Annotated in this window: 11 protein-coding genes; 7 read left to right on the top strand and 4 right to left on the bottom strand. The window is 60.1% G+C overall.

Features of this window, described 5'->3' with window-relative positions; translation table 11 throughout:
- Positions 1–242 precede the first annotated feature (242 nt).
- Positions 243–368, bottom strand: a complete 126-nt coding sequence (locus tag AOC05_RS20370) for a hypothetical protein (RefSeq protein WP_257720350.1) — start codon at positions 366–368, stop codon at positions 243–245.
- A gap of 106 nt (positions 369–474) precedes the next feature.
- On the opposite strand from AOC05_RS20370, the gene AOC05_RS02025 reads away from it, so the two are divergent.
- The 5 genes from AOC05_RS02025 to AOC05_RS19215 all read left to right on the top strand — a co-directional run bounded on the left by AOC05_RS02025 (position 475) and on the right by AOC05_RS19215 (position 5,589).
- On the top strand, positions 475–2,139 hold the full coding sequence (locus AOC05_RS02025; protein ID WP_062005251.1) for an NERD domain-containing protein: 1,665 nt from the start codon (positions 475–477) through the stop codon (positions 2,137–2,139).
- A 91-nt stretch (positions 2,140–2,230) separates the two neighbouring features.
- Positions 2,231–3,432 (top strand): IS3 family transposase gene (locus AOC05_RS02015; protein ID WP_231687161.1). Its coding sequence is split into 2 segments (ribosomal slippage): positions 2,231–2,483 and positions 2,483–3,432, totalling 1,203 coding nucleotides; the frame shifts between segments, so codons are not numbered across the junction.
- Positions 3,433–3,709: 277 nt separating this feature from the next.
- On the top strand, positions 3,710–4,198 hold the full coding sequence (locus AOC05_RS02010; protein WP_157374871.1) for a hypothetical protein: 489 nt from the start codon (positions 3,710–3,712) through the stop codon (positions 4,196–4,198).
- A gap of 74 nt (positions 4,199–4,272) precedes the next feature.
- A complete protein-coding gene (locus AOC05_RS02005) occupies positions 4,273–5,325 on the top strand; it encodes a hypothetical protein (protein ID WP_062005243.1) in 1,053 nt (350 codons plus the stop codon).
- A 99-nt stretch (positions 5,326–5,424) separates the two neighbouring features.
- Positions 5,425–5,589, top strand: a complete 165-nt coding sequence (locus AOC05_RS19215; RefSeq protein ID WP_157374870.1) for a hypothetical protein — start codon at positions 5,425–5,427, stop codon at positions 5,587–5,589.
- A gap of 65 nt (positions 5,590–5,654) precedes the next feature.
- Here AOC05_RS19215 and AOC05_RS02000 read toward each other — a convergent pair whose 3' ends face one another.
- Positions 5,655–5,921, bottom strand: coding sequence for a hypothetical protein (locus AOC05_RS02000; protein ID WP_062005241.1), 267 nt, complete (start codon positions 5,919–5,921; stop codon positions 5,655–5,657).
- Between the two features lie 209 nt (positions 5,922–6,130).
- Between AOC05_RS02000 and AOC05_RS01995 the strand changes: the two genes are divergently transcribed.
- Positions 6,131–6,889: a FadR/GntR family transcriptional regulator gene (locus tag AOC05_RS01995; RefSeq protein ID WP_062005239.1), complete on the top strand. Its 759-nt coding sequence runs from the start codon at positions 6,131–6,133 to the stop codon at positions 6,887–6,889.
- A 112-nt stretch (positions 6,890–7,001) separates the two neighbouring features.
- On the opposite strand, the gene AOC05_RS01990 is transcribed toward AOC05_RS01995, so the two are convergent.
- Positions 7,002–7,901 carry a dihydrodipicolinate synthase family protein gene (locus AOC05_RS01990; protein WP_062005237.1) on the bottom strand — a complete coding sequence of 300 codons (900 nt, stop codon included), beginning with the start codon at positions 7,899–7,901 and terminating at the stop codon, positions 7,002–7,004.
- A 76-nt stretch (positions 7,902–7,977) separates the two neighbouring features.
- A complete protein-coding gene (gene abaF / locus AOC05_RS01985; protein WP_062005236.1) occupies positions 7,978–9,348 on the bottom strand; it encodes a fosfomycin efflux MFS transporter AbaF in 1,371 nt (456 codons plus the stop codon).
- 181 nt (positions 9,349–9,529) lie between these two features.
- Here abaF and AOC05_RS01980 point away from each other — a divergent pair, with 181 nt between their 5' ends.
- On the top strand, positions 9,530–11,368 hold the full coding sequence (locus AOC05_RS01980) for a hypothetical protein (protein ID WP_157374869.1): 1,839 nt from the start codon (positions 9,530–9,532) through the stop codon (positions 11,366–11,368).
- Positions 11,369–11,384: the final 16 nt, after the last annotated feature.

The following is an 11,384-nucleotide window of genomic DNA, read 5'->3' as shown; positions in this document are numbered from 1 at the left end:
CTGATCCGGCAGGCGGCCTGTCTAATCAATTGCCTGCTGCACCTGGGCCCAGCGCTCCCTTAGATTTCGACCTCACATCAGCTATTCAGTACGCATATTCCGTCAAAGGGACCCCTATTTCTTCCCAGGACCGTGATTTCGTGGTTTTCTAGCATGGGCGCGATCGTGAACCCATCATTGCCGAATGGGCCCGGCAGGAGTTTGGGGTCGTCCACAATCAGTACCTGATGTGTGGCACGAATTCAATGCACCTTGCCACCCCGGACGGAACCGGTGACGGATTTATTGTCGAGAACCGCCACTCCCTTGAGCGGGAACACATATGGATCCGCCGCAATGAGGATCGCATTCGCATTCTGGCCACTCACGCCGACTCCTTTCTTGAAGAATTGCACTCATGTCCAAGGGAGGAACCCCAACTTTGGCGGTCGGCCGGTAGCTTTGGATTGTTGCCACCGTCGAAAGGACCCTGCCTTGCGTTGTATTCCACCAGAACCGGACTTCGCCGAGGGCCAGCTTGCCGAGAAGGCGGTCTGGGTTGCCCTGAAGGCCAGCCTGCCCGACGACGTCGTCCTAGCCCACTCAGTCCAGGCCCGACACGGCCGCGCCGAGCATGAGATCGACATCCTGGTGCTCTGGCCAGGGGTGGGAATGGCGGCGATTGAGGTCAAGGGCGGACTCGTGACCAACGAGCACGGCCAATGGTTCCAGTCCGGAGGGAAGGACGGTAAACACAGACTCCAGGACCCGTTGGCCCAGTCTCAAGGATCGATGCACGCGTTCAAGGAATGGATCACAGACCAAACCGGCTCAAAAATGACCAGCCGCTTCGCCTACCTGGCCGCGTTCCCCTACTCCGCGGTCCCCCAAGATTGGGTCAAATCCGGAAACCCTCGCACAATCATCCTGGACCATGCCGACTGCAAGAATCCGGCCGAGAAGATCCGTCACGCGATCGAGACCGAAGGCGGCGGCACTGTCCCGTTGGCGCCGTCGTACTTGGAGCGCATCATCCCCTGGCTCGAGGGCAATCTCGAACAGTCCCAGGGCAGTGCGGCTGGATACGCGGAAGAAGAACACCAGCAGGACCACCTGACCGAGCGGCAGGCGGTTTTAATCACGGCCACCCGCTCTTTGCCGCGCATCCGCTTCACCGGCGGCGCTGGCAGCGGCAAGACCTGGTTGGCGGTGGAGAAGGCCCGCGAGTTGTGCAAGTCAGGCAAGCGTGTGGGGCTTTTTTGCTACAACAAGGGCCTTGGCCTGTACCTGTCCAATCAGGTGGCGCACTGGAGAAGTGCAAGGCCCGCATTCACGGGCGAGTTCCATGAGTACGTGCTCTCGCTCGGCGTGCCGGCGGGTATCGGGCAGGACTATTTCGATATAGAGATGCCCCGGATGTTGAAGGAACTGGCCACGGCGTTGCCGGCGGATGAAAAATTCGACGCGATCATCGTCGATGAGGCACAGGACTTTGCGCCGGAGTGGTGGGACGCTTTGCGGGAATGCCTGAGGCACCCGGACAGCTCTGAAATCTACGCGTTTATGGACGACGGACAGGACGTGTACAAGCGGTGGGATTCGGCGATGGCCCTCAAGGACCTTGTTCCGATCCACATTGACGATAACCTGCGCAATACCAAGAAGATCGCCGAGACGTTCAAGAGCTTCGCCGGGGAAAAGTTCACCCCGCGTGGCAGTACCGGCCTGGCCGTGCGACGGGTTGAATGCTCGCCAGAGGACGCCATGGATGTGGCCAGCGACTGCGTTGATGCCCTCATCAATGATGGTTGGGCAAATAACCAGATCGCATTGTTGACAACCAATTCCCGCCACCCCATTCACCTTGGCTACTTCCAGGACAACACGATCGATGAGTACTGGCGCGAGTTCCACGCCAATGAAGGCGAGTTCTATGGCCACGTCTTGGGATTCAAGGGCCTGGAACGCTCCGTGGTGATCCTGTGCGTCAACGGCTTCAAGGAGATGGAAAGTGCCGCCGAGCGCCTCTATGTTGGGCTATCGCGCGCACGAACCTTGCTGGTCGTAGTTGGCGATTCAGAGCAGTTGCGTGAGGCCGGCGGAAACCAACTTGGCTTGGCCTTGTCCCGGGCACAGAAATGGGATCCCACAGCCAGGTGAAGGCAACACAACCCGAACGCCACGTTCATGAAGGTGCTGAGGGAGTGCGCCCGTATGGTGATTTGAGACAGAGTTTAGGAGAATCTGTTTCATGTCTAATCGTCGTAAGTTCAGCCCGGAGTTCAAGGCCGAGGCTGTTGAGTTGTTGATTTCCTCGGGCCGTCCGATCGTGCAGGTAGCTAAGGAAATTGGTGTCAGTGACGGCACGTTGGGGAACTGGGTGAGGGCCTGGAAGGAAGACCACCCGGAAGCGTCGAAGGATGATCCGGGCCCGGTGGAATGGGCGAAATACAAGGCGTTACAGGCGGAGAATGCTGAGCTGAAACGGGAGATCGAGTTCCTGGGAAAAGTCAGTGCCTTCTTCGCCGCGAAGCAACGATAGACGATTACTACACGTTTATTTGGCAGGAGAAGGCCAACTACAAGATCGACTGGATGTGCCAGCAATTGAAGGTGCCCAGGTCCTCGTACTACCGCTGGTGCAAGCCGGCGGAACCTACCCCGACCCAGATCCGCCATGAAGAGCTCACCGAGGAGGTGTGCCGTGTGTTTGAGCGGGAGAAGGGCATGGCCGGGAGGGATCAAATCACCACGATCCTGGGCCATGAAGGCATCCCGGTCGCTGCGGGAACGGTCGGGGCGATCATGAACAAACAGGGCATCCGGGCAGTACGGATGCGGGCATGGAAGAAGACCACAGTGGTGGATCCTGCCGCGAGGACCGAACACATCAAGAACCACATGCTCGATGCCGACGGCAGGCGGGACTTCACTGCCACAGTGCCGGGAACAAAGCTCGTCGGGGATATTTCCTACCTGAAGACAGGGTCTGGGTGGCTGTACCTAGCCACGGTCATTGATTTGGCGACCCGAATGGTGGTGGGTTGGTCGATGGCATCGCACATGCGCACCGAGCTGATTACTGATGCACTTACCATGGCCCGGGACCATGGCCGCCTTCACCCGGGCGGGGCCATATTTCATTCCGATCGGGGCGCGCAATACACCTCGGGCGCTTTCCAACGGTGGTGCGCTGGGAACGGCATCACCCAGTCCATGGGTGAGACGGGTGTGTGCTGGGACAATTCCGTGGCCGAAAATTTCTTTTCGCACCTCAAGACCGAGATGTACCATCATCACGATTTTCCCAACCATCTGTCCGCTCGGACCGCGGTCATGGAATACATCGAGTCCTGGTACAACAGGCGCCGACCCCATAGCAACAATCAAGGCCTACCGCCGGCACAGGCCCTGACCGAATACCAGAATCAAATCAACCACGCAGCAGCGTAAGAAGAAAAATCAATCAAACTGTCTCAAAAACTTGACGAGCGCAGGAGGCCTGAGTCCGCGCCTAGGATGATGAGATGACAGCCAACAACGCCGCGTGCCCGCACTGCACCGGCGAACGCCCTCCACAGCCGGTGCCGGGCAACTACCTGCGCAGAGTTTGCTAGGAACACTCCCTTGCCTGTGTGGATGGTGTGGCCTAGGGCGTCTGGGAGGACCGGTTTGGCGGCGTGTTCCTTTCTCCTTTGCCAAGCACGGAGCCCCGGGCAGCTTTGGAGGCTTGCGAATTACCTCGATTTCAAGTACCGCCAGCGCAACAGTGATGATTGCCGACTTTGTCAACGTCGATGCCGTCGGCAAGGTCAACATTATTGGCGGCGGCATCCAGCCCCTGGGCCTTAACCCGGTAACCGGCCTGACCGCGTCCTTCTCCGTGTTTGTGAACGTCACTGTGAGCATTCCACTGTTTAGTGACTCCGCAGCCGCGGTGGAGATGGTCCTGGTGAACACCGACGGCCAGCCAGTGACTGTCGCCGGCCCCGAAAGACAGGGCATCATGCGGTTCACCCAGGATTTGGATTTCAGGTTCTCGGGCGAACCGAACATCCAGCAGCCGCCGTTGGGCTTTCCCGGCAGTTCAAACATGGTGCTGAACTTTTCTGGCGGGCTTCCGCTGAATGCTGGCGAGACCTATGAGTGGGATGTGCTGTTGGACCAGAGGAGGTTATCGTCCATCACGTTCTTTGTGGCGGGGGCTGAAACCCAGTGAATAAGCCGGCAACCGCATAGAGTAATGCTGAGAATGCTGCACCCAGCGGTCAGCACCCAAGGCAGAGGAATGAAGTGACGATATTCATCGAGGACGACGGTCCATTAATAGTGGTCTCCTTCCTTATTGTCTGCCTCATTTCCATCGCCATTCAAAGCGCGGAAAACGCCCGCCAGCGCAGAAAACTTGCGGTGGTCGCCGGGCCTAACCAGCAAACCAGGGAAAAGGGCCGCCTCTTCTTCTACACGGTGCTGATCCTTGGCTTGCTCACCCTCGTCGCCAACTACGTTGTGGGCATCACATCAAGCATTGCTGCGGCTCACTTTGAAGAAGTCAGGGATCCGATTGGCCTGTTTGCTCTGCCGGGATTCGACTTCACTCTGCTGACACTTGTCATTTACGCTGTCGCCATCTTGGTCATCGCCAACCTTTTCCTGAGGAACGTGCGAATCGAGCTGCCCGAACTGCTGGCCGATCTCCACGACGCCCGGAAATTCGGCGCTCTGGACAGTCCCCGGCAAATTGCGCACTACACGGCTGAGCTGGAGCAGTTGCGCCAAATGCGGCAGGCGAACCGGACCAAGACGTTCACCTCCGGCGACTTCGACACGTACTTCACCTCTCAGGAGTCCCTTGAACGGCCCACCCTGCGCCAGCAACTCCGTCACCTCAACCACGATCCGCAGCACCGTGCACGGGGCAAGTACTTCCACCGGCGCATCTTCCTCAACTACCGCCTGGCAGCGGGGAAATGGTTGGCGCCTTTCGCCCTGATCGCCCTCTTCTCGTTCTACCTTGCCGTGCAGGAATTGGTGGAGCCGGACGACGCCGGAACCGACTATTCCTTGGCGGTCGCCTGGGCCGTGGCCGGACTTTTGGGGCTCCTGGCCTTCGTCACCCAGTACCGCTGCGAACTGGGCAAGGTGCTGTTGAAATCCCGCAAGGAGTTCATCTCCGAGCAGACCGAAGAAGAATGCAGGAGCATCCTGAAAGAGGCAATTGCAGATCTTCCCACCCTTGCCCCCGCCGGGCCCCCACCCAACCGTAAGGGCGACGGCTGGGAGCCGTGGCTGCGCATCGGCCCTTGGGAAGCCCGGCGCCGGGCCCTGCCCCGGGAAGATATCTAGCCGCAGCCAGAGGCGGGAACGCTTCCCACACCACCTGCCGCCCTCGCCGTCGTCGAACAGGCCCTAATAAATCTTTCGCACCCGGACTATGGTGTGGATATGAGCAAACACCCAGACCGTGACACAGATATAACCCACGACCCCGTCGAACCCGACCCCCTGGCTGAGGTCTATTCGGAATTGGCCTCCCCTGACATTACAGAGATGAACGAACATGCCGCTGCGTTGGAAAAAGCCAGTGAACCCGAGCCCGAAAGCCTCTAGCAGCTCCCCCTCAGTGCCCGGATAGATCCCTCACGAGCGAAGCGAGTGGTGGGAGTGCGTGGGAATCAGGCTGAAGCGTTGATCTGCTGCTGCTTCTGCTTGTTCACAATCCCCTTGACGGCCTCCAAGTCCTGGGCCACACGAGTCAAAGCACTCTTGTACTGGGGCCATTCACTGGACTTGAAACGATTAGCATCAGGACCCTCCCAACGCACCGACTGCGCCTTGCCATCGAGCATCGAGGTGATCTGGTGGATCTGATCCACTGCCTGGCTCAACTTCGCAGCCAATTCACCCATGTCCTGCGGGTCGTTACCAATCATTCCAGCCATGATGCACATCCTTTGAACTCTTGTGGGCGCCGTCCGGATGACCCGGAACACCTCTTAGTAGAAACCTATCCCGGCCCACCCCGCCCGTCGATGGGGTGCACTGCCCATGCAGAAGTCCCCATCCGAGGACGGCCCGGCCACCATCTCCCGGTAGAATCGATAGGACCGTCTAGCACGTCGCTGATGGTTCGACGGAAAGGATGCGCACCATGTCGCTTTCCCCTATCCAGGCCTCACTCCGCTTGGCTGTCGTCTTCGCGCCACTGAAGACCAGCGGGCTTGTTGACGAGGTGTGTAAGCGCATGCAACTTGCAGTGGAATCCGGCCTGCTCGTGAGCGAGCAGCGCTTGCCCAATGAAATTGAGATGTCCGCAGCCCTTGGCGTTTCCGCCGTCACAGTACGTGAAGCACTCAGCATCCTGCGTGCGCGGGGACTGATTCGCACCACGCGCGGACGCAACGGTGGGAGTTTCATCACGGAGAACGCCTCCCCGACGGACGCCCAGACGCACGAGAAATTGCTGGCAATGACCCCGCACCAGATCACCGAACTGTGTCTGCATTTTCAGGCTATTGTTGTGGCGTGCGCGGGGGCTGCCGCTATACGAGCCGACTCCAAGGACGTCGCGTCGATGAGGATGTACATTCGGCCTAAGGAGGGTCCCGCTGACGGCGACCCCGCATTTTTCTGGCGTCGGGCAGTGTCCGAGTTCCTACTGGCTGTGGCGATAGCTGCACGCTCGGAACGGCTGGCTCACGAGCTCTGGAACCTACAGGCCGATTCCGGCACGATGAGCATGATGCCGTTTGTGGACCCGAGTTTTTGTGAGCTGACAGCAACATTGAATGAGCTGATAACCGATGCCATCAAGGCACACGATCCTGTCGCCGCCGAGGCCCGGATGCGGGAATTCTCCGTGGCTTGCAACGAGTGGCTACTGGCCGAGCATGCCCGTGGTCATGACTGAGATTTGCGCAAGCCGCGCCCGCAACTGAAAACAGTGAAGCGTCGTTGCAGGAACCAGGCTAAATCTAGTGCCTGTACCTGCAACGACGCTCGCTTTATTGGAACGGCAGCGGCTACTTGTAGCCCATTGCCAGGACGTTGTTGGTGTCGCGAGTGATCGCTGAGATGACCTCGTCGCTGAGCACGCCGCGGGGCGGACGGCAGGCGCCGCCCTTGCGTCCCACGATGTCCATGGAAAGCTTGATCGCCTGGACAAATTCCGTCTTCGTGTCCCACCGCAGCAGCGCGTGGAGGTCGCGGTAGATTTCCCTGGCCCGCTCAATGTCGGTCACGTTGCCGGAGGTGGAGAGCTTGTACAGTTCAACAGTGCTTTCCGGGATCGCATTCGGGTAGCCCGAAACCCAGCCGACAGCCCCTGCAATACCCATTTCAAGGACCGTGTCATCGGTACCGATGAGCAGGTCCATCTCCGGCGCGAGTTCCTTGATCTCGTACGCACGGCGCACATCCCCAGTGAACTCTTTCACGCCCACAATGAGTCCCTCGCTGTGGAGCCGGGCAATGATCTTCGGCGTCAAGTCCACTTTGGTGTCGAGCGGGTTGTTGTAGGCCACGATGGGGAGCCCCACCTTGGCCGCCGTGCGGAAGTGGTCCATGACCTCTTCCTCGTTGGCGCGGTAGGTGTTCGGCGGTAGCAGCATGACGGACTGGGCGCCGGCCTCTGCGGCCTGCTCCGTCCAGCGCAGGGTTTGCAGTGCTCCGTAGGCGCCAACGCCGGCCATCACGCCAAATCCGGCAGGGGCTGCCTCGACTGCGGTGGTCACCACGCGGGCACGCTCTTCATCTGACAGGGTCTGGTACTCCCCCAACGACCCGTTGGGCGCAACGCCGTCGCAGCCGTGGGCGGCAAGGAATTGCACATGCTCTGCGTAGCCGTCGTAGTCAACGCTGAGATCGTCGTTGAAGGGAAGCGCCGTTGCCACCTGTACGCCGTGCCATGGTTTGCTGTTCATTTTTACTCCTTTGTAAATATCTTGACCGCTGCGGAAGATCCAATACCCCCACAGTACAATGTCACATTGTATAAAGCTAGTTAATGCCCGTTCGGATGGCAGATTCCTCATCAACTTCGCGCAGCGACTTGCCCTTCGTCTCCTTCGCCAGGCTTACCGCCACGATGGAAATCACTGATGCCGCCACCAAATACAGCGCAATGGGCACGGAGGAGTTGTAGTTCCTGAGCAGGGTCAAGGCAATCAACGGCGCCAGCGATCCCGCCAGCAAAGGCGCAAATTGATAACACAGTGACAGCGCGGTGTACCTCACGCGCGTGGGGAACATTTCAGCCATGAGCGCCGAATACGGCGCGTAGGTCATGGACTCGATCGCCAAGCCCAGTGAGATGGCGGCCATGATGATCCAGTCGTTGCCGGTGTCCATCATAGGGAAGCCCACAAAACCCCAGAAGGCCGTGAGGACAGCTCCCACCAGGTACACCGGCTTGCGGCCAATAATGTCCGAGAGGTAGCCCATCAACGGAATCATGAAGAAGTGCAGAGCATGGGCGCCAAACATCAGCAGCAGAATGCGGCTGGTATCCACCTCAACCACCAGCTTTAAGTAGGTGATGGAGAAAGTCACAACAATGTAGTACAGGATGTTCTCGGCAAAGCGTGCTCCAATGCCGATGAGCACCGAACGCCAGTGGTGGCGCAGGACCTCCAAAACACCCAGCTGCTGCTTGCCACCCTGGCTTTGCGCAGCCTGCGCCTCCTTGAAGATGGGAGCGTCATCAACCTTGGTCCGGATCCAGTAGCCAATCAAGACAACGACGGCGGAGAACCAGAAGGCCACGCGCCATCCCCATGCTAGGAACTCCGACTCCGGCAACGCGTTGGACAGTGCCAGGAGCACCAGTGTTGCCACCAGGTTCCCGGCGGGCACCCCGGCCTGCGGCCAGCTGGCCCAAAAACCGCGCCGGTTGTCCGGACTGTGCTCGCTGACCAAAATGATGGCGCCGCCCCACTCGCCACCAAAGGCAAAGCCTTGGACCAGGCGCAGGAACACCAACAGCCCGGGAGCCCAGTAACCGATCTGGTCAAAGGTGGGCAGGCAGCCCATGAGGAACGTGGTGATTCCGACAGCGACCAGGCTCAGTTGCAGCAACTGCTTCCGGCCCAACTTGTCTCCAAAGTGGCCAAACACCAGACCCCCCAAGGGGCGGGCCGCGAAACCGACGGCATACAAGGCGAAAGCGGCGATAATGCCGTCGACCGGGTTGCCTGTCTGCTTGAAAAAGAGCGTTCCAAAAACGAGCGCCGACGCTGTTCCGTACAAGAAGAACTCATACCATTCAGCAACCGTGCCGGCCATCGCCGCAGCGACGACGCGCTTGAGACCAGCCGGGGTTCCGCCGGAGTTGGCCACCGGGGGCGGGCTGGCTTCACGAAGTAGTGACATGCTTTCGACTCCAAATTTGCTATGGACTAGGGACACCTTTGTCGCCTTGTGACGAGAAACACACAGTAGCATGTGACATTGCACAGGTCTAGTGGCTGGCTGCTTTCGCTCCCTGCCCGGCACGCGGTATTGTGAGCGACACGGCTGCGGTTCCTGCCGCCCCGTCGGGAAAGGAGCAGGTATGCCGGCACAAAAGCGGCGCAAGCCCCTCCCCGAGCCAGCAGCAGAACCGGGCCCCCGCCATCTCCTTACCCAATGCAGTTCCGGGGTATCCCTTTCCCAGCATTTGATGGGGACGGAGCGGAACCGGGCAGCTGTCGTCGTCAGTTACACGCACGACGCCGGTAGCCATCGCATCGACGCCGCCGCATTGGCTCGGATTCTTGGCGACGAGGCCGACGTTTTCGAAATCGCCAATGGCGTCGAGACCCGCAAGCTGGAGGACGGACTGCCGCCTAAGTTGCAAATCTATGGCACGGGCGCCCGCGTCTATCCCGCGGGCCCCGGCTTTGCCGCAATCACGCCCGGGGCACACCTGGTGCGTGGGGCATGTAATCTGGCCCGGCTTGCGGAACAGCTTTTGGGCGATATCCGGACTGCGGCACACAGTAGGACACCGCCACCCCCGTCGGCATCTAAGGGCGCGGCCGTGATGGTCACGGGGATCGTCAGAGGCTTCGCTTCCGAAGACAACAGCCGCGCCCTGGTAAACCTTGTATCCACGGAGCAAACCGTCACGATTCGCGCAGAGACCCTTCTGCCCGGCGTCCCCCTGGACTGGTTGCTGACGCCGGGCCAACAGGTGACAGGGCTGCTGAATTTGCAGGACAGCACACTGGACATCCACGGCTCGCTGCTCACGCCGGGCTCCCCCGTCACCGTCTACAGTGACGGCGATGTGGCCCTAGCACGTGTCCGAACGGCGACATCTAATCACGCCCGGGTCACTTTGTGGCCCGGGGCCGAGTTTCGGATCGGTGTGGAACGGATTTCTTCCAACGAGCTCGACTGCGCGGAGGACCTGCTCACCGAGGGTGAAGTGGTGCGTGTTCGCGTGCTCTACGAAAATGGCACAGTTGTGCTTTCAATGCTGGATGTGGACGACGACGAACCGTGGGTGCCGGCCCCGGCACTGACGGCGGGCGGTCCTCCTTGGCTGGATCCTGCACGCCCCTACACCAGTATTTTTGCCCCTCCGGGAACTGTGGCCGGCCCGGGCACCACGACCGCTGGCGAGGCGCACGCACGTGCGCCGGGCTGCGAAACTGCCGGGACCGGCGTCGTGCCCCGTGGCCACGGCCCCGCACCGTCCCCTGCCGAGCGAAGATCCGCACTCAAGTCCACGCAAATGGAGCTCGAAAAAGCCCGCCACACCATCACGGAACTGTTGGAAGCCGCCACCCGACGCGGGGCCACGGACAAGATCGCCCGTGCCCTGCAAGACCAGGTGGAGCAAGCTCACGGTGAAGTCCGGGAACTGGCCCGGCAACACCATCAAGCGCAACACCAGGTGGACATACTCAAGGCCGAGCTGGCGAGGACTAAGACGAAGCTGGTAGGGACCAAACAGCAGCTGCGGTCGGTGGCATCGCGCTCCGAGACAGGATTCACCGGACTGTTTTCAACCCCGGAACAGCAATTCGCTTTTGAACTGAACGCACAGTGGGCGAAGCGGGTGCCCGCCACAGACAAGGCAGCCGAACCTTTGGGTACCTACGTCATTGGGCCTGAATTCCTTGCCTCCATGGCGCTACTGACGGCGGCACAACGCACCAAGGCGCTGCGTGCCGTGGTGGATTTGGTGGCTGCGCGGCAGGGTCCGTTACACAACCGCAAGCCGCACTTTTTGCGCGAAAACGACGGCGCCCACGCCCCTGCACGCACGCGGGGCGAGGACATTTGCATGCGGCTTGCTGTTGAGCAAGGTACCTCAGGGGCGCTGCGGTTGCACTATTGGAAACTCAAGGCCGGCGGGCTCGAGCTGCACGAGGTTGTCACCCATGACGAGGTGAAACCTTAGACTGGAAGGACGCCGT

The organism is Arthrobacter alpinus, assembly GCF_001294625.1.
Lineage (GTDB): Bacteria > Actinomycetota > Actinomycetes > Actinomycetales > Micrococcaceae > Specibacter > Specibacter alpinus_A.
This window is presented reverse-complemented; position numbering and strand designations above follow the sequence as displayed.

Coding starts and splice junctions, on each gene's coding strand:
- AOC05_RS01995 (WP_062005239.1), top strand. CDS start 6,131: ATGTCGCTTTCCCCTATCCAGGCCTCACTCCGCTTGGCTGTCGTCTTC.
- AOC05_RS01990 (WP_062005237.1), bottom strand. CDS start 7,901: ATGAACAGCAAACCATGGCACGGCGTACAGGTGGCAACGGCGCTTCCC.
- abaF (WP_062005236.1), bottom strand. CDS start 9,348: ATGTCACTACTTCGTGAAGCCAGCCCGCCCCCGGTGGCCAACTCCGGC.
- AOC05_RS02000 (WP_062005241.1), bottom strand. CDS start 5,921: ATGGCTGGAATGATTGGTAACGACCCGCAGGACATGGGTGAATTGGCT.
- AOC05_RS19215 (WP_157374870.1), top strand. CDS start 5,425: ATGAGCAAACACCCAGACCGTGACACAGATATAACCCACGACCCCGTC.
- AOC05_RS01980 (WP_157374869.1), top strand. CDS start 9,530: ATGCCGGCACAAAAGCGGCGCAAGCCCCTCCCCGAGCCAGCAGCAGAA.